Source organism: Streptomyces sp. NPDC001848, assembly GCF_042891915.1.
Classification (GTDB): domain Bacteria; phylum Actinomycetota; class Actinomycetes; order Streptomycetales; family Streptomycetaceae; genus Streptomyces.
This window is the reverse complement of sequence record NZ_JBIATP010000018.1, coordinates 87909-107556: the sequence shown is the minus strand read 5'-3', so window position 1 is coordinate 107556 and position 19648 is coordinate 87909. Positions and strand designations below refer to the sequence as shown.

Below are 19648 nucleotides of genomic sequence, written 5' to 3'. Positions count from 1 at the left end.
ACATCCGCAGTATTGCAGAATGACACCACCAGCATGTTCGACTCTGATCGACAGGGTCGGACACTGTTGGAGCACGTACCGTCCGGCTCCACACGGACGCGTCAACGGACGCCCACCGCCGCCAGCGCCTTGCGCTGTCGCGCGGTGGGACGCGCCGGGAAGTACAGGTAGCAGACCCCGCCGGTGCCGGAGGCGACCTTTCCGGAGGCGTTGTACCGCTTGGTGCGCAACCAGATGTTCTCGAACTCCCGCCGCCGGTAGACGCGCCGCACCGCCTCGTCGCTCGGCGCGGCCGGGTCGTTCGCGATCACGTCGCCGTCGGCGGTGAACCCGATCACCGTCATCAGATGCCCGGAGGTTCCGTACCCCGCACCGGTCAGCTCGTCCTTGAGGAACGACTGCGACGTCATGGCCGGGATGCCCGCCGCGATCAGCGTCTCCAGGTCGGTGAGCGAGGACAGCCGGGTGACCACGCCCCGGAGATCCTCGAACGTCGCCGCGTAGGCCGCGTTGAAGGGCCAGTTGCCGCAGCCCCGGTACTGGTGGTCATACGTGAACCGGGCCGCGTGGCAGACCTGCGGGTCCGCGTAGGAGGGGTCGACCCAGGACAGTTGTTCGGGCATGAGCCTCCGTCCCCAGTACTCGATGATCATCTGCGAGGACGTGGGGCTGCACCAGGCCTCGCCGCCGTTGTCGTACTCCGGGTACTGACCCTTGTGGATCTCCTGCGAGTACCGCGGAACGATCAGTTCCGCGGTGATCCCCGGCGTGGAGGCCGGGACCGTGAACCGGTCGGGGATGTCGGAGCCCATGGCGCCGAGCCGCCACACCGTCGGCGTGATCCGCGTGCCGGGTGCGCGGTACAGGGTCAGGCGCAGGCGGTACGACACCAGGCGCAGGCCGGAGGCGGGGTCGGCGACGGCGAAGGTGTCGGTCCGGATGGCGCTCCTGCCGTCACTCTGACCGTCCACGGAGGTGCGGCGGATGTCCTGGTCGCCGGAGGCCCAGCGGCCCATCACGTACCAGGGGGTGTCCGTGCCGTCGGAGTAGGTGCCCTTCAGCTCCACCTGGAGCCAGGTCCCGGTCGGGGTGTGCGCGTTCCAGGAGGCGATGGCCTCGGTGGACGGGACGGCGAGGCGGTGCGCCGGGGAGGTCCAGGTGGCGTACTCCCAGGTGGCGGACTTTCCGGTGTGCGGGTCGGCGTAGTCGGTGCGGCCGGCGGGCGTGGCGATCACCAGGCCGGGGCGGGAACCGGCGACGGCGCGGACACCCTGCCCGCTGCCGCTTCGCCAGTCGGGGTACGAGGTCCAGGCGCGGTAGTCCACGAGGCTCGGGGATGCTTTCTCGGCCGGGGCGGCCGCGGCCGCCGGGACCGCGGTGCCGGCCGCCGTGGCCGCGGCGACCGCAGCGGTGAGGAGGGTTCTGCGGGACGGCTCTGAAGCTCTGGTCATCGGTGGGTGACCCCCAGGAGTCCTTCAAGCAGCGGTTCGAACGCACGGTGTGCGCCAACTATGGCCGCCGGGCACGGACTTCTGCCAGCACTTCGGCCCCGACGCGCCCACCGATATTGGTCCCCACCTGTGGCGGTCTCCTGGAAACGGGGCCAGGAATTCCGAGGGGCCGAACCCCCCGTGTTCGTACCGAACCCGAATGAGGGGGAAATTCCGGAGAGAGAAGCCCCTTTCTCCGCGAAGCGGGGCAGCCCCCCTTGCCCGAGTAAACTCTCCCCTCGGAAACCTGCCGAAACGCGCCGACACACCCTCTCGGCCCTCTCGCCCGGGAATCGCCATTCACGCTCCAGCGTCCCGCCTGCGGAACCTGCCGCCCTCCTGCGGCCCCGTCCGCCTCATCGGCGTCGACGGCCACGCGGGGTCGGGGAAGTCCACGTTCGCCGGACACCTGGCGGCCGCGCTCGGTGGCGCGCCCGTGCTGCACCTGGACGACATCGCCACCCATGAGGAGCTGTTCTCCTGGACGGACCGACTGCTGCGGGAGGTGATCGAGCCGCTCGGCCACGGCCGGACCGCGCACTTCCGGCCCTATGACTGGCGCGCACAGCGCTTCGGGCCCGCCCGTGCCCTGCCGCCCTCGCCCGTGATCCTGATCGAGGGGGTCGGCGCCGGCCGCCGGGCGCTGCGCCCGTATCTCGCGCAACTGCTGTGGATGGACCTGCCGCGAGAGAAGGCGTGGAGGCGCGGTCGCGCCCGGGACGGCGAGGAACAACGCGCCTTCTGGGACGCCTGGGTCGAAGCGGAGCGCCGACACTTCGCCGAGGACCCTTCGCGCCCCCACGCCGTGCTCCTGGTGCGACAGAAGCCACCGGGGTATGAGGTACTGCCGGGGCCTGCGGCGCCTTCTGGTCCGGACCAGGATCTCACCCACGGTGACGACCCATCGGCAGTGTGCTGAATTCGTGAAGGCCCTCACCGGGGAAGTTCCCCGAGTGCCCCAAGTCGGCTTGACCGGGGGGCCGTACAGGTCTTACGTTCTCAATGTGCGGCTTTCGCAGTCGCACCCAGACGCGAAGCCCCCGGTTGTTCCCCCGTGATCGGGGGCTTCGTTCTGCCCCGGACACCTTCCACGGGCGCCAAGAGACGTGATCCGCTCACCCTCGGTCACCGCGCGCCGCGCGCCCCCTCTGCTCCCACCTCGCCGAACGGCCCGTGCGGCACCCTTCGTGCGCCCCTCCCCCGCAGGTACGATGCCTCTCGGTGCGACGTTCGGACGCTGCTCTGCGCACCGTGGCAACTCCGGTCCGCGGCACAGCGGTTCGAGCAAGGCGGCCGACGGGCACGGGCCCGGCGGTGAACCAGCGGGGGCACGGTTTGTGGGGGACGTGATGGACTTCGGCACGCAGGGCCCTCAGGCCCCGGCCGACCTCGCCTGGCTGCGAGGGGTCGACGCCTACACGATGGGTGCCTATCCGCAGGCGGAGGAGGAGTTCCGCGCCGCGGTCGGGATGGATCCGGGGATGGCCGACGGCTGGCTCGGACTGCACGCGCTGCGCGTCGAGACGACGACCGCGCTGCTGAGGATGTACCGCCACCGCGAGCGCTTCGGAGAGCAGCGGGCACGGCACCGCCGCACCCTCAACTCCTGGTACTGGCTGGGCTGGTGGGTGCAGCCGGTCCTGGAGAGCCCGCGCGACCTGCTGCTCGCGCACGCCTCGCACTGGCTGGACGGCCGCCACGTCCCGGAGCTGGACCGCGCGCTGGCGGGCCTGCCGCCGGTCGACACCGACCCCCAGGTGCGCTTTCTGCACGCCTGCCGGGCCTACCTGGTCAAGGACTGGGAGCAGTTGGTCCGGCACACCGATCCGCTGATCGACGATCCCATGCTCGGCATAGAGGCCGGACTCTTCGGCGGCATGGCCCGGGTCCGCCTGGAGATGTACGGGCAGGCCGAGCCGCTGCTCGCCACCGCCCTGATGCGCTGCCGCAGCGAGCAGCCGCAGCGCAAGGAGCTGCGGTACTGGCTGGCCCGGGCGCACGAGGGCACGGGCCGCTCGGCCGCCGCGCTCCCCCTCTACCGGGCCGTGCACCGGGTGGACCCGGCGTTCATGGACACGTCGGCGCGGCTCGCCGCGATCGCCGCGGGCGACGGGTACGACGAGGCGGCCGACCTGGCGGCGATGGCGCTCACGGGGGGCGGCGACACGCTGGAGGCACCGGACGGCCTGGATCCGCTGTTCGGCGCCGAGGGCCGGGACGTGAAGCTGTCCGATCCCGAACCGCCGCCGACCGGTCCGCTGCCGGCGCAGGGCGACCTCGTGCGCGAGAAGGCCGCCTCGGCGCCGACGCAGTCGTGGCCGGCCGGGCCCACGGATCCCGCACTCCTGGAGGAGGCACTGGCCGAACTGGAGCGCATGGTCGGCCTGGAACCGGTCAAGCGCCAGGTCAAGGCGTTGTCGGCACAGTTGAACATGGCCCGGCTGCGGGCCGGCCAGGGCTTACCCGTGCAGCCGCCGAAACGGCACTTCGTGTTCTCGGGGCCCTCCGGCACCGGCAAGACGACCGTGGCCAGGATTCTGGGCCGGGTCTTCTACGCGCTCGGCCTGCTCGGCGGCGATCACCTCGTGGAAGCGCAGCGGGCGGATCTGGTCGGCGAGTACCTGGGTCAGACGGCGGTGAAGGCGAACGAGCTGATCGACTCGGCGATCGGCGGCGTCCTGTTCGTGGACGAGGCGTACTCGCTGTCCAACTCCGGATACGGCAAGGGGGACGCCTACGGGGACGAGGCGCTTCAGGTGCTGCTGAAGCGCGCGGAGGACAACCGGGACCACCTGGTGGTGATCCTTGCGGGGTATCCCGAGGGGATGGACCGGTTGCTGGCGGCCAACCCCGGGTTGTCCTCTCGCTTCACGACGCGGGTCGACTTTCCCTCCTACCGTCCCTTGGAACTGACCGCGATCGGCGAGGTGCTGGCCGCGGAGAACGGGGACGTGTGGGACGAGGAGGCATTGGAGGAGCTCAGGTCCATTGCCGGACATGTGGTCGATCAGGGGTGGATCGACGAGCTCGGGAACGGGCGGTTCCTGCGGACGCTGTATGAGAAGAGTTGTGCGTATCGGGACCTGCGGTTGAGCGGTTATCCGGGGATGCCGTCGCGGGACGACTTGTCGACATTGCGGTTGCCGGATCTCATGCAGGCCTATGGGGAGGTCCTGTCCGGTCGGGGGCCGCAGGATCCTTCGGGGTGGTGACGGCGCCCGACCCGGCCCCGCGCCCCTGACAGGGACGCGGGGCAGCTGCGTCAGCTCGGGACGGTCTCCCTCGCTTCCGGTGTCGGTTCCGGTTCCGCCATGCGCGGCTTAGGCGGAGCTTCCCGGTGGGCCGGGTCCCTGACCTCCCCCACCAGGAGTTCCAGTACGTCCTCCAGCGCGACCAGGCCCAGTACCCGGCCCGAGGTGTCCGCCACCTGGGCCAGATGGGTGGCCGCCCGGCGCATCACCGTCAGGGCGTCGTCCAGCGGGAGCTCCGCCGCGAGCGTCGTCATGGGCCGCCACAGCTGTTGCGGCACCGCCCCTTCGAATTCCTCGAGGTCGAGGACGTCCTTGACGTGCAGATAGCCCATGAAGGCGCCGTTCTGCGCGACGACGGGGAAGCGTGAGTAGCCCGTGCGCGCGGTGAGAGCCACGACTTCGCCCGGGGTCACCGTGGGCTCGACCGTCACCAGCAGGTCGGGGTCCAGGAGCACGTCGGTGACCGGGCGCGAGCCCAGCTCCAGCGCGTCTTCCAGCCGCTCCGCCTCCTCGGGGTCGAGCAGGCCGGCCTGGCCGGAGTCCTCCACGAGCTGGTTGAGCTGCTCACTGGTGAAGGCGGCCTCGACCTCGTCCTTCGGTTCGACCCGGAACAGTTTGAGGATCACCCGGGCGCAGGCGCTCAGTGTGACCGTGACCGGACGGCACAGCCGTGCGAACGCCACCAGGCCCGGGCTCAGCCACAGCGCGGCCTTCTCCGGGGCCGCCATCGCCAGGTTCTTCGGCACCATCTCACCGATCACCAGATGGAAGAAGACGACCGCCGCAAGCGCGATCACATACCCCAGCGGGTGGACCATCTCGTCGGGGATGCGCGCCGCCGCGAACACCGGTTCGAGCAGATGCGCCACGGTCGGCTCGGCGACGGCGCCCAGCGTCAGGGAGCACACGGTGATGCCGAACTGGGCCGCGGCCATCATCTGCGGCAGCCGTTCGAGGCCGTGCAGCACCTGGCGGGCCCGAGCCGTCCCGAGCGGCTCGATCTGGCTGCGGCGGACGGACACGAGCGCGAACTCGGCGCCGACGAAGAACCCGTTGACGAGCACCAGCAGTGCCGCGAAGACGAGTTGGAGCAGGCTCATCGCACCGCCTCCGCGGCCGGCACGGCGGCGTCCGCGAGCTTCACGAGCCTGACGCGCTCGGCGCGGTAGTGCCCGACCTGACGGACGGTGAGCCGCCAGCCCGGCAGCTCGGCCCGGTCGCCGAGGACGGGGATCCTGCCCAGCAAGTCGGCGACCAGTCCGGCGACCGTCTCGTACGGCCCCTCCGGCACGTCGAGGCCTATCCGCTGCAGGACGTCGACCCGGCAGCTTCCGTCGGCGTCCCATGCGGGGCGGCCGTCCTCGGGCGGCGCGGCGGCGAGTTCCGGCAGGTCCAGCCCGTCGTGCTCGTCGCGCACCTCGCCGACCAGCTCCTCGACGATGTCCTCCAGGGTGACGACGCCCGCCGTGCCGCCGTACTCGTCGACGACGACCGCGATGGGCTGCTGGCTGCGCAACAGTTCCAGGAGCGGCTGCACGGGCAGCGTCTCCGGGACCAGCAGGGGCGCCTGGGCGATCCGGGTGACGGGCGTGCGCAGCCGTTCGTGGGAGGGCACCGCGAGGGCGTCCTTGAGGTGGACCATGCCGACGATTTCGTCGATCTTGTCGTGGTAGACGGGGAAACGGGACAGGCCCGTGGCCCGGGTCAGGTTGACCACGTCCTCCGCCGTGGCGGACGACTGCAGCGCGCTCACCCTCACTCGCGGGGTCATCACGTGTTGGGCGGTCAGCTCTCCCAGGGACAGTGTGCGGACGAACAGGTCGGCCGTGTCCTGTTCCAGCGCGCCGGCCTGCGCCGAGTGGCGGGCCAGCGAGACCAGCTCGCCCGGGGTGCGGGCGGAGGCCAGTTCCTCGGCGGGTTCGACGCCCAGGGCCCGCACCAGGCGGTTGGCGACCGCGTTCAGGGCCGCGATGACCGGCCGGAACAGCCGGGAGAACAGGTGCTGGGGGCCCGCGACGAAGCGGGCGACCTGGAGGGGCCGGGACACCGCCCAGTTCTTGGGGACGAGCTCACCGATCACCATCTGCGCGGCGGAGGCGAGCAGCATGCCGACGACCACTGCGACGCCGCTCGCCGCGCCCTCGGGGAGCCCGATCAGCGCGAACGGGATGTGCAGCACCTCGGCGAGCGCCGGTTCGGCGAGCATGCCGACGACGAGCGAGGTGATGGTGATGCCGAGCTGGGTGCCGGAGAGCTGGAACGACAGCTCCTTGAGCGACTCGACGACCGTACGGGCACGCCGGTCGCCCTCGGCCGCGGCCCGCTCCGCGTCCGGGCGCTCGACCGTGACGAGCCCGAACTCCGCCGCCACGAAGAAACCGTTGGCGAGAATCAGCAGGAACGCCGCCCCGAGGAGCAGCAGGGGGATGGTCATGATGCCGCCGCCTCCGCGTTCACGCGTACCTCGTGGGTTGGGTCCGCGCTATGTCGGCAGGGGGCGGCGCAGGTACTACAGGACGATCCGTCCATCGCCGGAGGGAGTCACTCCTCGGGTAGCAGGAGCCCCTGAGCACCGGATGGAACCTCAGGGGCGGAGGCGCCACGTAAGCGCCTCTGCCACCAGATTAATCAAGACATCGCCCTGTGCGGCAGGGTGGACGTCCCCGAGTCAGCCCTGATGTCGCTCGGGACACACCGTGGAGCGGGCCTCGGCGAGCGCCCGGAGGGTGCGCGCGTCCTCGATGGCGCGTGTCTTGGCGATGCCCGGCTGGATGCCGAGGGCGGGCAGGCTGGTGCCGTCGCTGAGGTTCAGGAACACCCAGGGGTCGCCGGGACGCAGGTTGACCTGGACGATTTCCGCCCAGTCCAGGCGGCGCCTGCTGGCGATGTTGACGACGGTGACCCCGCTCTCGTCGGCGACGACCTTGGGCCGGGCGAGCAGGAGCAGCCCTCCGAAGAGGAGGGCCGCCGTGAGGATGAAGCTGAGGCGTTCCCCTGGGGTGAGCGGGTCCAGCAGCAGCGCCACCGTGGTGATCACCACGAGTATCGCGACGCCGCCGGTCAGCAGCACGGCGCGGGTACGGGCCGGCCGGAAGGTGACGGGGAGGGTGGGCAGGTCGGACATCGGTGCGCGGTTCCTCAGAGGCGGCAGGCGTGGATGGCCGTGGTGAGGATGGCGCGGGCGCCGATGTCGTACAGGTCGTCCATGATCCGCTGGGCCTCCTTGGCCGGGACCATGGCCCGTACGGCGACCCAGCCCTCGTTGTGCAGCGGCGAGACGGTCGGGGACTCCAGGCCCGGGGTGAGGGCGACGGCCTTCTCGAGCTGCTCGACGCGGCAGTCGTAGTCCATCATCACGTACGTCCGGGCCACCAGGACGCCCTGGAGGCGGCGCAGGAACTGCTGGACCTTCGGCTCCTCGGTGCCGGCGCCGGTGCGGCGGACGACGATCGCCTCGGACTTCATGATCGGCTCGCCGATGACCTCCAGGCCCGCGTTGCGCAAGCTGGTGCCGGTCTCGACGACGTCCGCGATGACCTCGGCGACGCCGAGTTGGATGGCGGTCTCCACCGCGCCGTCCAGGTGGACGACGGAGGCGTCGATGCCGTTGTCCGCGAGGTGCTTGGCGACGATGCCCTCGTAGGAGGTGGCGATCGACATGCCGTTCAGGTCCGCCACGCCGTTCGCCGTGCCGGGCTTGGTGGCGTAGCGGAAGGTGGACCGGGCGAAGCCCAGCGGGAGGATCTCCTCGGCGTTGGCGCCCGAGTCGATGAGCAGGTCACGGCCGGTGATGCCGATGTCGAGGCGGCCGGAGGAGACGTAGATCGCGATGTCGCGGGGGCGGAGGTAGAAGAACTCGACCTCGTTCTCCGGGTCGACGATCCTGAGCTCCTTGGACTCCCGACGCTGCTGGTAGCCGGCCTCATGCAGCATCTCCGCCGCAGGGCCGGACAGTGAACCCTTGTTGGGGACGGCGATGCGCAGCATGAGGTCGGCTTCCTTCGTTCGTGCGTGTGGATCTACGGGTATTCGATTTACGGCGGTTTACGGCTCAGAGGTGGGCGTAGACGTCGTCCAGGGAGATCCCGCGCGCCACCATCATCACCTGGACGTGGTACAGCAGCTGGGAGATCTCCTCGGCGGCCGCCTCCTTGCCCTCGTATTCGGCGGCCATCCAGACCTCGGCGGCCTCTTCGACGACCTTCTTGCCGATGGCGTGGACACCCTTGCCGACCAGCTCGGCGGTGCGGGAGGTGGCGGGATCGCCGTGGGCGGCCTTCTGCTGGAGCTCGGTGAAGAGCTCCTCGAACGTCTTCTTGGACATGGTGGTCCTTACCCTACGCGCTGAGGGCCGTGTCTCAGTGCCAGGGTTCGGATACCGATCGCAGCGTGGCGGCCGTCGCCACCGCCGCGGTCACAGCCTCGTGGCCCTTGTCCTCGTGGGAGCCCTCAAGGCCCGCGCGGTCCAGGGCCTGCTCCTCCGTGTCGCACGTCAGCACACCGAAGCCGACGGGGACACCGGTCTCGACGGAGACCTGGGTCAGGCCCTGGGTCACGCCCTGGCACACGTAGTCGAAGTGGGGGGTGCCGCCGCGGATGACGACACCGAGGGCGACGATCGCGTCGTAGCCGCGGCCGGCGAGGACCTTGGCGGCGACCGGCAGCTCGAAGCTGCCGGGGACCCTGAGCAGGGTCGGCTCGTCGATCCCCAGGTCGCGCAGGGCGCGCAGGGCGCCGTTCACCAGACCGTCCATCACCTTGTCGTGCCACTGTGCCGCGATGACGGCGACCCTGAGGTCGCTCACATTGCGTACGGACAGCTCCGGTGCACCCTTGCCGCTCACGTCTCTCCTCAGTGCCTCTGTTACTGGTTGCCGCAGGCGGACACGGCGGTCGCGTCCAGCCAGGGCAGGTCGTGCCCCATCCGGTCCCGCTTGGTGCGCAGGTAGCGGAGGTTGTGTTCGCCCGCCTGGACGGGCATCGGTTCCCGGGCGGTGACCTCGAGGCCGTACCGCAGCAGGGCGTCGGTCTTGTCCGGGTTGTTGGTCATCAGCCGCACGCTGCTCACGCCGAGGTCCTTCAGGATCTGGGCGCCGGCGGCGTAGTCCCGGGCGTCGGCGGGAAGGCCCAGCTCCAGGTTGGCGTCCAGCGTGTCACGGCCGCGCTCCTGGAGTTCGTACGCCCGCAATTTGGACATCAGCCCGATACCGCGTCCCTCGTGGCCCCGCAGGTAGACCACCACTCCGCGGCCCTCGGCCTGGATGCGCTGCAGGGACGCCTCCAGCTGGGGGCCGCAGTCGCAGCGCGCGGAGCCGAAGACATCGCCGGTGAGGCATTCGGAGTGGACGCGGACCAGGACGTCCTCGCCGTCGCCGATCTCGCCGTGGACGAGGGCGACGTGCTCGACGCCGTCGACGGTGGACCGGTAGCCGTACGCCGTGAAGGTGCCGTGGGCGGTGGGCAGCCGGACCTCGGCCTCGCGCCGGACGGTCGGTTCGTCCGAGGCGCGGCGGTAAGCGATCAGGTCCTCGATGGAGATGATCGTCAGGCCGTGCTTGCGGGCGAACGGGATCAGCTCGGGCAGCCGCAGCATGTGGCCGTCCTCGCCGGCGATCTCCACGATGGCGCCGGCCGGGCGCAGCCCGGCGAGCCGGGCGAGGTCGACGGCGGCCTCGGTGTGGCCGTTGCGGACCAGCACTCCGCCGGGCTTGGCACGCAGCGGGAAGACATGGCCGGGGCGGACGAAGTCTGAGGGCTCCGCCGTGCCGCTCGCCAGCAGCTGGAGCGTGGTGGCGCGGTCGGAGGCGGAGATACCGGTGGTCACGCCGTGGGCGGCGGAGGCGTCGACGGAGACCGTGAAGGCGGTCTTCATGGACTCCGTGTTGTCGTCGACCATCTGGGGGAGCCCCAGCCGGTCCAGTTCCTCGCCCTCCATGGGGGCGCAGATCAGGCCGCGGCACTCGCTCATCATGAAGGCGACGATCTCGGGGGTGACCTTCTCGGCCGCGATCACGAGGTCGCCCTCGTTCTCGCGGTCCTCGTCGTCGACGACCACGATCGGGCGGCCGGCCGCGATGTCGGCTATGGCCTGCTCGACCGGGTCGAGCGCGAAGTCCTCGATGTCGTCCGTGCTGTACAGGATCGGCGCCGTGCTCATGCGGCGGCTCCTTCCAGGACGGGCCGCGCGGCCCTGCGGGAGCGCAGCCACCAGTCGCGCATGCCCCACAGGACGAGCGCGCCGTAGATGACGTAGACGAATCCGGAGAAGGCGAAGCCGTTGGCGAAGTTCAGCGGGACGCCGACGGCGTCGACGAGCAGCCAGGCGAACCAGAACTCGACCATGCCGCGTGCCTGGGCGTACATGGCGACGATCGTGCCGACGAAGATGTACGCGTCCGGCCACGGGTCCCACGACAGCGCCGGGTAGGCGGTGAACAGTCCGGCGACGGCGAGGGTGCCCGCGGCCGCGGCGCCGACCAGGACGCCGCGTTCCCGCCAGGTGGCGAAGCGCGGTGCGATGTGGCCGTCCGCCGCCTGGCCCTTGCCGCGGTTCCACTGCCACCAGCCGTAGACGGCGACGACCATGACGACGACCTGCTTGCCGGCGCTGCCGGACAGGTGGGCCGTGGCGAAGGCCGCGAAGAGGATCAGGCCCGACAGGAACTGCACCGGCCAGCTCCATATGGAGCGCCGCCAGCCGAAGGCGAGGCCGAGCAGACCGATCACGTTGCCGATCATGTCGGACCACTTGATGTGCTGGCCGAGCAGCGTGAACGCCTCGGAGTTCAGCCAGTTCACTTGGTGGCCCCCTGACCGGCGAGCAGGCTCTCCACGTACTTGGCGATGATGTCGACCTCGAGGTTGACCGGGTCGCCGGGCTGCTTGAGGCCGAGGGTCGTCAGCGCGAGGGTGGTCGGGATGAGGCTCACGGAGAAGTGGTCGCCTCCGGCGTCGACGACGGTGAGGCTGATGCCGTCCACCGTGATGGAGCCCTTCTCCACGACGTAGCGGGACAGGTCCGCCGGGAGCGAGATCTTCACGATCTCCCAGTGCTCGGAGGGCTTGCGCTCCAGGACCGTGCCGGTGCCGTCGACATGGCCCTGCACGATGTGGCCGCCGAGACGGGTGCCGACGGCGGTGGGGCGTTCGAGGTTGACGCGGGAGCCGGCCGTGAGGGCGCCGAGGCTGGAGCGGTTCAGGGTTTCCGCCATGACGTCGGCGGTGAACTCGTCGCCCTCGTGCTCCACGACGGTGAGACAGACGCCGTTGACCGCGATGGAGTCGCCGTGACGGGCGCCTTGGGTGACGACGGGTCCACGGACCCGGAAGCGGGAGGAGTCGCCGAGGTTCTCGACGGCGGTGACCTCACCCAGCTCTTCGACGATTCCGGTGAACACTTCCCGGGTCCTCCTGCCTCGTTCGGGCACGGACTCCGGGGCCTGTCGATGACGACAGCAGACACGAGCGAGGACACCGGGGGCGACGCCGGGCCGGCCCCGTCCACATGGACGAGCCGAGACGGCGGCGCGCACGCATGCCCGCCCGCCGCGCACTGCCTCCCATCCGGACTTTAACCGTCGGTCCAGGAATTCCACCTGGTCAACCGATCGCTGGAAGCGACCGGGTCGCGGACTATAACCGCCGGTTCGGACTTTCACCGACCCCGGAGTGCGCTGCTTCTGGTACAGGCTCAGTGTGCCACGACTGACGGCTGGCCAATCGAGTGAACTGCTGTGTGGTGCCTCACATGTTCACATGTTGGACACCTCCGGCGACGGACGCCGGGGCGGACCAGCCACAGCGGAGACCAACCGGCGTCCACCGACCGGCACTTCGGGATTGGTCCATACCTATTGACGGGTGTGATCCACTCCTCCTAGGGTCGGCGATCGCGGCGCGGCGCGTCGCCCTTGAACGGCCCGGCGGCGGTGACGAAGGCCCTTGCCCGCCGCCGGGCCTCCACCTGGCCGCATCGCCCTATCGCTCCGGCGGTGTGAACAGCTCCTCCTGCGCTCCGTCCCGTGCCGTCAGCAGCGCTCCCCGCAGGACCGCGCCGCCGCCCAGGGTGCTCGCGCGCACCTCGGTGGCCAGCGGTGACACACGGACCAGACGCTCCGCGACGCGCTGGGCGAGGGCGCCCCCGCCCGCCTGCCCGACCTCACCGCCGAGCACGACACAGCCGGGGTCGAGGATGGCGGCGACGGAGGCGGCACCGATGGCGAGCCGCTCGGCGAGGGCGTCGAGAAAGCGGTCCGCCCGCGCGGCCCGGGCCGCGTGCGCCGCCCCGCTCGTGCCGCCCGGCTTGAGGGCCGCGACCGCGCCCCGCACCAGGACCGCCGCCGGCAGCTCGGGCGCGGCCCGCCCCGCCGGCAACCCGTGCTCTGCCGCCAGTTCGACGATCGCCGCCGCACCCGCCAGCGAGTGGAATCCCCCCTCGCAGTCCGTGGCCGACGGCAGGGTGCGGGTGCCCGGGACCGGCAGGAAGCCGATCTCCCCCGTGCCGCCCGAGGCGCCACGGCGCAGCGCACCGTCCAGGACCACCGCCGCGCCCGTGCCATGGCCCAACCACAGCAGGACGAAGGTGTCACGGTCCCGGGCCACCCCCTCGCGCTGCTCGGCCAGCGCCGCCAGGTTGGTCTCGTTCTCCACGATCACCCGGGCGGGCAGCCGCTTTTGGAGCGCGGCGACCAGGCGGCGGTGCCACTCCGGCAGCCCAGCGGAGTCGCGGAGTTCACCGGTGGCGGGGTCGATGAGCCCGGGCGCCCCGACCCCGACCGTGTGCAGCCGGTCGGCACCGGCCTCCTTCGCGGCCCGCTCCACCAGCAGCACCGCCTGCTCGACCGCCGGCCCGGTGCCGGTGTCGCCGCCGATCGGCACGGACGCCTCGGCGAGCACCCCGCCCAGCAGATCCGACACCAGGACGGAAACGCTCTCGGTGCGCACGTCCAGGGCCGCGAGGTGGGCACGGTCGGCGACGATCCCGTACAGCCGCGCGTTCGGACCGCGTCGCTGCTCGCCCGACTCCCCCACCACCGCGATCAGCCCGGCGGCCGCGAGCCGTTCGACGAGGTCGGCGACCGTGGGCCGGGACAGTCCGGTCAGCTGCTTCAACTGCCCTGCCGTCAAAGGGCCTTCCTGCTGCAGCAGGCGCAGGGCGAGCCGGTCGTTGATGGCCCGGGCGGTGCTCGGGGATGCGGGCATGCCGGGATCCTTCCAGATCGGCCACCGCTCCGCTCGGGGGCGGCCTCGGGTCCCTATCTATCAGGCAGGGTTCCTGATAGTTTACGTCGGCGCGCGGGGAGGACACAGCCTGGGAGGGGCCGAGAATGAGCGAGATGAGCGAAGCGAGTCGGCAACTCGAGGTGCGGCGCGCCCGGTACGCCGTGGCTGCGGTGTTCGCCGTGCACGGCGCCGTCACCGGCTCGTTCGCCACCCGTGTGCCCTGGATCCAGGACCACGCGCACGTCAGCGCGGGCCAGCTCGGCATCGCGCTGGCGTTCCCGGCGCTCGGCGCGTCCGTGGCGATGCCGCTCGCGGGCCGGATCAGCCACCGCTTCGGCGCCCGTACGGCGCTGCGCGGGCTGATCGCGCTCTGGACGCTGTCACTGGTCCTGCCGTCCCTGTCGCCCAACCTGCCCACGCTGTGCGCGGCGCTGTTCGCCTACGGGGCCTCGGCCGGCATGGCGGACGTCGCGATGAACGCGCTCGGCGTGGAGGTGGAGAACCGCCTCGGCAGGTCGATCATGTCCGGACTGCACGGCCTGTGGAGCGCGGGCGCCCTGATCGGCTCGGCGGCCGGCACGCTCGCCGCGCACCTCGGCTCGGACGCCCGGCTGCACCACGCCCTGGCCGCCGCGGTGCTGACCGTGCTGGGTCTCGTCGCCTGCACCTGGGTGCTCGACCTGCAGCCCGCCGAGGACGAGGAGCCGCCGCCCCGGTTCGCGCTGCCGCCCAGGTCGGCGCTGCTCATCGGCGCGGTCGGCTTCTGCGCGGTGTTCGCCGAGGGCGCGAGCCTCGACTGGTCGGCGGTTTATCTGCGCGATCAGCTGGACAGTTCCGCCGGTCTGGCCGCCGCCTGCACCACCGGTTTCACGCTCACCATGGCGCTCGCGCGGATCGCGGGCGACAAGGTGGTGGACCGCTACGGGGCGGTGCGCACCGTGCGGGTCGGCGGCGTCCTCGCCACGCTGGGCGGGCTGCTCATCGTCGTCGCGAACGATGCGGCGCTCGCCATGGGCGGGTTCGCGCTGATGGGTCTGGGCATCGCGGTCGTCGTGCCACTGTGCTTCGCGGCGGCGGGCCGCAGCGGCCCCAACCCGAGCCAGGCCATCGCGGGCGTGGCCACCATCACCTATACCTCGGGCCTGGTCGCGCCCGGCGCGATCGGCACGCTGGCCCAGGCCACGAGCCTGGTGGTCTCGTTCGGCCTGGTGACCGTGCTGGCGTGCGGGCTCGCGGGGTTCGCGGGCGTGCTTCGGGCGGGTGACCGCGACCGCCCGCGGGGTGCGACAGCTGCCGACGCCGCACCTTTGGGGCGTGTGCCAGCGGGGGAGAAACCGTTCTGTTCCCTGCCCGAAGCCCAGCGTCCGGGACCGGATCGCCGAAGCGACTGAGGGAGGCCTGCGTCCCCCGCTGCGGATCGGCACCCCCGGCACTGGCGGGCGGTGCGGAGGCCGCGGTTCAGCGTGCGGCGGGCACATCGTCCTTTCCGGCGGGCACCTGCGCCGGTGCTTCCGTGGGTGCGACGTCACGACTCCGCAGCACGTGCCGGGGCAGGGCGAGTGCGGCCAGGATGACGACCAGGCCACAGACTCCGTTCCAGCGAAGGCGGAGTAGGCGCGGACTCCCAGCCAAGAACCGGCGCTGCCGCCCAGGAACGCGCAGGTCATGTAGGCGGTGTTCAGACGTGCGCGGGTCTGCGGGCTCAGGGCGAAGATGCGGGCCTGGTTGGCGACCTGGTCCGACTGCATGGCCACGTCGAGCAGCAGCATCCCCGCGCCCAGTCCCGGGTGGGCCTCCACGAGCTCCACGGAACGGGCGTCCACCCCGGCGATGTTCCGGATGGTCTTCCTTCCGGAGGTCGACACAAGACCGTTCAAATAAACCCGGGCCCACGTCCGGGAGCGCGGAGATTTCTCTTTCGGAGTTTATCGGGGCGTAGCCGGACCGACTTCCTGAGGTCATACCCTTGTCCGGTGCGTCACCCCGAAGAAAGTGAAAACTCGACTACAGGCCGGGACGGCGGACGACGCGGGACTCAATTCCCGGACTCAATTCCCGATGTTCGCCGAACACGGCGGGCCTGCCTAGACCTGTCATGACCGGGGCGTATCACCCGGATGTGTCCGAAGACATTCGGCGCGATGGCCGAAAACCGGCGGGGCGCACGGCGGCCGGAAACCTGGCGGGAATCAGGAAGCCGCAGTGGACGCGGCGGTCCGGCCCGGAGCCTCGCCCTCGACACCGGCGGTCCCATCAGCCCCTTCTCCCCCGGCGGAACCGATGTCCCCGTCCTCCCCGTCGTTGGTCACCGGAATGGGGATCTGGTTCGCCGCGTAGTAGAGGGCGATGACACCGTGCGCCACCAGGGCGAGCGGAGCCGAGAAGAAGGAGATCAGCAGGGCCACGGGGTAGGCGATGCTGCCCAGCCCGAAACGCAGCCGGGTGGCCCGGGCCCCGTCACGGTCGACGCGATCGTGGAAGAGGTACCCGACGTGTGTGATGTACCACCAGAAGCCCAGGAAGGCCACGGCGTACACCACGGTCCAGGCGCTGTAGAGGATGGCCGCAACCTCGGCCGACCGGGGGTCCTCAAGGTGCTCGGCGAGCACCGCGGTGGTCCACGGGATCAACGAGACCACCATCAGCACCACCAGATTCAGGAAAAGCAGAGGCCGGTTCACCTTTTTCAGCTGACCGAAAATGGTGTGGTGGTTCACCCACATGACGCCGATCACAAGAAAGCTCACGACGTACGCCGCATAATGCGGCCACTGTTCCGCGAGCCCTTCCCAAAGATGCGATCCCTTGTCGTCCGGAACCTTGATCTCCAGGACGAGAATGGTGATGACGATCGCGAAAACGCCGTCACTGAACGCCTCGACCCGACCGGTTTCCTGTTCCACGCTCTTCCCCCGGGTTTCCAACAGATTCACCTGGATACGCGGAGAGGCCCGACCGGGCCTCTCCGCGCACACTACCGGAGAACCTGCGGTTCGCCCGCCGGATCCGACCAGCCGTCAGGCCCGGTTAATCGAGTCAACCACCGAATCCGGCCGTCTGCCGCCAGGTTCAGCCATCTACGACGAGGGTGCCGAAGGCGTGCTCCGGCTCACCGTTCAGGTTCATGACCGCGCGCTGGAGCAAAGGCGATCTCGCAGATCCACCGGTACCGGTCGATGGGCCGGCGGGCCGGTGCCGCCCTGGAAGTCTGCTGGGTTTCGCCCCGCGCTGCCGTTTTCCGCTGGGCTGGGTCGACGCATGGGAGTAACGTCAATTACATGATTACAACCGAAGAGCAAGAGAGGGCCCGCGGTTGGTTCGCCGGCCGACTGCCGGAGGACCTCTTCGAGAGCCTGGTGGAGGTGACGGTGGACCGTGAGGAGATCACCGTCATCGGCCGCATCCCGGCACCCCGGCTCGCCGACTCCGCGTCGGCCGCCGAGCAGGACGCGGCCGTCCAGGGGCGGGTCCAGGAGTTCCGGCAGCGCACCCGCGAGGAACGGATGGCCGTGGCACGCGAGGCCGAGCACCGGTTCCGGAAGAAGGTCTCCTGGGGCGTGGAGTGCGACGGGAAGCGGGCGTTGTTCACCCATGTCGCGGCGCCCGTGATGACGCGGCTGCGGCAGAACGAGCGTCAGGTGCTGGACACCCTGATCGCGGGCGGCGTGGCCCGCAGCCGCAGCGACGCGCTCGCCTGGTGCGTGCGGCTCGTCCAACGCCACACGGACGATTGGCTGACCGAGCTGCGGGACTCGCTGGAGCAGGTGCGGCGCGTGCGGGCCCGGGGGCCGGACGCCGCCGCGGACGAGGACCACGGACGGGACGGCGGGCCCGAGGAGCCGGAAGGCACCGACGGCACCGAAAGCCCGGGGAACACGGCGCCCTCGGAGCCGGGCGGCTGACGGCTGCTTGCCAGGAGGTCTCCGGGCGACCGCCCGGTCCGCCTGACGGGCAACGACAAACCGAGCAAGCTTGCTTCTCGACGACCCGACGACAAGGAGACTCACAACGTGGCCACGACCGTCGAGTACATCCGTTACCGGATCGCGTTAGACGACCAGAAGGCCTTCGAAGGCGCGTACACCAAGGCCGCCCAGGCGCTGGCAGCGGCACCGGAGTGCATCGACTACGAACTGTCACACTGCCAGGAGGAGGCCGACCGGTACATCCTGCGGATCCGCTGGACGTCCGTCGAGGACCACCTCCAGGGCTTCCGCAAGGGGGAGCACTTCCCCGCGTTCTTCAGCGCGATCCGGCCGTACGTGTCATCGATCGAGGAGATGCAGCACTACCTCACCACCGACGTCGTCGGCACGGGCAAGGCGGCCGGACAGGGGCGGCAGTGAGCGAACAGCCCGTCGAGCAGGCCGCCGCGCAGCCGGTGGTGGACGCGAAGCACGCCCCGGACAAGCCGGGCACGCCCACGATCTACGAGTGGATGGGCGGCGGCGAAGCGCTCAACCGTCTGACCGAGGTCTTCTACGGTCATGTCCGCGAGGACTCCGTCCTCGCACCGGTCTTCGCCGGCATGGACGAGAAGCATCCGCAGCATGTCGCGAAGTGGCTCGGCGAGGTCTTCGGCGGCCCCAAGGACTACACCGCCGACCGCGGCGGCCACCCGCACATGGCCACCCAGCACCTGGGCCGCGGCATCACCGAGGAACAGCGCCGCCGCTGGGTGACCCTCCTGCAGGACACGGCCGACGAGGTCGGCCTGCCGACCGACCCCGAGTTCCGTGCCGTGTTCCTCTACTACATCGAGTGGGGCACACGCATGGCCGTCATGTACTCGGGCAAGAACCCGCCCCCGGTGGAGGCGGCGGACGTACCGGTCTGGAAATGGGGCCAGACCCCGCCGTGGCAGCCGAATGGCTGAGTGACGGGGCGCCCGTCCGACGGCTGAGCCGGGTGACTCGAGCATCCACTGCTCGAGTCACCCGGCTCGGTCCGTCCGCCAGGACGCCGCTCAGCCCGGCGTGACGAGGAGGACCTTGCCGATGTGGCCGCTGCACTCCGGTACGCCGTGGGCGGTTGCGGCGTCCGGCATGAGGACGGGATGTTGGTGACGGGCACTGCCGGTCACGCGGCGCCGGGGGCCGCCCGGCCGGCGTGGCGCAGCCCACTCATCGTGCACGAGGTGCAGCCTGTCGATGAGCTCCTCAGTCCGCCGAGCGCAGCAGTTCACGGCCCGCCGCCCTGAACCGCTCGCTCCACGACGTGGGCCGCAGCGTGGTCGCGTCGAGCCGTACGAGGACCCTGGTGCCGTGCGCATAGGTCTCCGCCCCGTCGGCGGAGCAGAACCGGAACCCGTAGGTGAGCCCGGTGTTCCCGAGCCGCTCCAGCCACAGGTGCACGGCGTACGCGCCCGGCTTGGTGACCGGAGCCTCGTAGCTGATCCGCAGCTCCTTGACGGCGTTGCAGAAGTCGCCCGCCGCCTCCCAGTCACCCTCGAAGCGGAAGCCGCGCTCCTGCCACAGGGTGGACCAGGCGCGCTCGACCATGACCGGGTAGCGGGCGTTGTGGAGCAGTCCGAGAGCGTCGAGATCGTCGAAGTGGACGGTGACGGGGATCAGCCGGCCGTACGACAGGGCGGACACGGCCTGGGCTTCGACGGTCACGGGCGGGGCTCCTCGACAGGACCTGGTGAGGCGCTCGCGACGCCGCGGCGCGGGACCCACCCATGGT

The 19648-nt window shown here is 70.8% G+C and carries 19 protein-coding genes and 1 riboswitch; of the genes, 6 read left to right on the top strand and 13 right to left on the bottom strand.

Annotated features, from left to right (window positions below; translation table 11 throughout):
* Nucleotides 1-101 precede the first annotated feature (101 nt).
* Nucleotides 102-1451, bottom strand: a complete 1350-nt coding sequence (locus ACFYZJ_RS31795; RefSeq protein WP_388573709.1) for a peptidase C39 family protein — start codon at nt 1449-1451, stop codon at nt 102-104.
* A 337-nt stretch (nt 1452-1788) separates the two neighbouring features.
* Between ACFYZJ_RS31795 and ACFYZJ_RS31790 the strand changes: the two genes are divergently transcribed.
* Nucleotides 1789-2409, top strand: a complete 621-nt coding sequence (locus tag ACFYZJ_RS31790; RefSeq protein WP_388573804.1) for a uridine kinase — start codon at nt 1789-1791, stop codon at nt 2407-2409.
* Nucleotides 2410-2839: 430 nt separating this feature from the next.
* Nucleotides 2840-4702: an AAA family ATPase gene (locus ACFYZJ_RS31785; protein WP_388573707.1), complete on the top strand. Its 1863-nt coding sequence runs from the start codon at nt 2840-2842 to the stop codon at nt 4700-4702.
* A 50-nt stretch (nt 4703-4752) separates the two neighbouring features.
* On the opposite strand, the gene ACFYZJ_RS31780 is transcribed toward ACFYZJ_RS31785, so the two are convergent.
* The 10 genes from ACFYZJ_RS31780 to ACFYZJ_RS31735 form a co-directional block, all read right to left on the bottom strand.
* Nucleotides 4753-5841, bottom strand: a complete 1089-nt coding sequence (locus tag ACFYZJ_RS31780; protein WP_388573705.1) for a hemolysin family protein — start codon at nt 5839-5841, stop codon at nt 4753-4755.
* The gene (locus ACFYZJ_RS31775) at nt 5838-7175 is read right to left on the bottom strand and encodes a hemolysin family protein (RefSeq protein ID WP_388573703.1); all 1338 of its coding nucleotides are present in this window, start codon (nt 7173-7175) and stop codon (nt 5838-5840) included. Before ACFYZJ_RS31775 ends, ACFYZJ_RS31780 begins: the two co-directional genes overlap by 4 nt.
* A gap of 234 nt (nt 7176-7409) precedes the next feature.
* Entirely contained in the window at nt 7410-7865 is a 456-nt protein-coding gene (locus ACFYZJ_RS31770; RefSeq protein ID WP_388573701.1) for a PH domain-containing protein, read from the bottom strand.
* Between the two features lie 14 nt (nt 7866-7879).
* Nucleotides 7880-8728 (bottom strand): ATP phosphoribosyltransferase, encoded by an 849-nt coding sequence (gene hisG, locus ACFYZJ_RS31765; RefSeq protein WP_388573699.1) that lies wholly within the window; start codon nt 8726-8728, stop codon nt 7880-7882.
* Nucleotides 8729-8792: 64 nt separating this feature from the next.
* Nucleotides 8793-9065, bottom strand: coding sequence for a phosphoribosyl-ATP diphosphatase (locus ACFYZJ_RS31760; protein WP_023552153.1), 273 nt, complete (start codon nt 9063-9065; stop codon nt 8793-8795).
* A gap of 34 nt (nt 9066-9099) precedes the next feature.
* The gene (gene ribH, locus ACFYZJ_RS31755) at nt 9100-9585 is read right to left on the bottom strand and encodes a 6,7-dimethyl-8-ribityllumazine synthase (RefSeq protein WP_388573696.1); all 486 of its coding nucleotides are present in this window, start codon (nt 9583-9585) and stop codon (nt 9100-9102) included.
* 20 nt (nt 9586-9605) lie between these two features.
* Nucleotides 9606-10898 carry a bifunctional 3,4-dihydroxy-2-butanone-4-phosphate synthase/GTP cyclohydrolase II gene (locus tag ACFYZJ_RS31750; RefSeq protein WP_388573694.1) on the bottom strand — a complete coding sequence of 431 codons (1293 nt, stop codon included), beginning with the start codon at nt 10896-10898 and terminating at the stop codon, nt 9606-9608.
* The gene (locus tag ACFYZJ_RS31745) at nt 10895-11539 is read right to left on the bottom strand and encodes a nicotinamide riboside transporter PnuC (protein WP_388573692.1); all 645 of its coding nucleotides are present in this window, start codon (nt 11537-11539) and stop codon (nt 10895-10897) included. The genes ACFYZJ_RS31750 and ACFYZJ_RS31745 overlap by 4 nt, the downstream gene beginning before the upstream one ends.
* Complete coding sequence (locus tag ACFYZJ_RS31740; protein ID WP_388573690.1) at nt 11536-12138, bottom strand: riboflavin synthase; 603 nt, start codon at nt 12136-12138, stop codon at nt 11536-11538. The genes ACFYZJ_RS31745 and ACFYZJ_RS31740 overlap by 4 nt, the downstream gene beginning before the upstream one ends.
* Nucleotides 12139-12286: 148 nt before the next feature.
* Nucleotides 12287-12417: riboswitch (FMN riboswitch) on the bottom strand.
* A gap of 301 nt (nt 12418-12718) precedes the next feature.
* A complete protein-coding gene (locus ACFYZJ_RS31735) occupies nt 12719-13942 on the bottom strand; it encodes an ROK family transcriptional regulator (RefSeq protein WP_388573688.1) in 1224 nt (407 codons plus the stop codon).
* A gap of 134 nt (nt 13943-14076) precedes the next feature.
* Between ACFYZJ_RS31735 and ACFYZJ_RS31730 the strand changes: the two genes are divergently transcribed.
* A complete protein-coding gene (locus ACFYZJ_RS31730) occupies nt 14077-15354 on the top strand; it encodes an MFS transporter (RefSeq protein WP_388573686.1) in 1278 nt (425 codons plus the stop codon).
* A gap of 798 nt (nt 15355-16152) precedes the next feature.
* Here the strand turns inward: ACFYZJ_RS31730 and ACFYZJ_RS31725 are convergent.
* On the bottom strand, nt 16153-16938 hold the full coding sequence (locus tag ACFYZJ_RS31725) for a TMEM175 family protein (RefSeq protein ID WP_388573684.1): 786 nt from the start codon (nt 16936-16938) through the stop codon (nt 16153-16155).
* A gap of 303 nt (nt 16939-17241) precedes the next feature.
* On the opposite strand from ACFYZJ_RS31725, the gene ACFYZJ_RS31720 reads away from it, so the two are divergent.
* The 3 genes from ACFYZJ_RS31720 (at nt 17242) to ACFYZJ_RS31710 (ending at nt 18839) form a co-directional block, all read left to right on the top strand.
* Nucleotides 17242-17865: a hypothetical protein gene (locus tag ACFYZJ_RS31720; protein ID WP_388573682.1), complete on the top strand. Its 624-nt coding sequence runs from the start codon at nt 17242-17244 to the stop codon at nt 17863-17865.
* A gap of 108 nt (nt 17866-17973) precedes the next feature.
* The gene (locus tag ACFYZJ_RS31715; protein WP_388573680.1) at nt 17974-18309 is read left to right on the top strand and encodes a putative quinol monooxygenase; all 336 of its coding nucleotides are present in this window, start codon (nt 17974-17976) and stop codon (nt 18307-18309) included.
* Nucleotides 18306-18839 carry a group II truncated hemoglobin gene (locus tag ACFYZJ_RS31710; RefSeq protein WP_388573678.1) on the top strand — a complete coding sequence of 178 codons (534 nt, stop codon included), beginning with the start codon at nt 18306-18308 and terminating at the stop codon, nt 18837-18839. Before ACFYZJ_RS31715 ends, ACFYZJ_RS31710 begins: the two co-directional genes overlap by 4 nt.
* A 283-nt stretch (nt 18840-19122) precedes the next feature.
* On the opposite strand, the gene ACFYZJ_RS31705 is transcribed toward ACFYZJ_RS31710, so the two are convergent.
* The gene (locus tag ACFYZJ_RS31705; protein WP_388573676.1) at nt 19123-19581 is read right to left on the bottom strand and encodes an acyl-CoA thioesterase; all 459 of its coding nucleotides are present in this window, start codon (nt 19579-19581) and stop codon (nt 19123-19125) included.
* Nucleotides 19582-19648 lie beyond the last annotated feature (67 nt).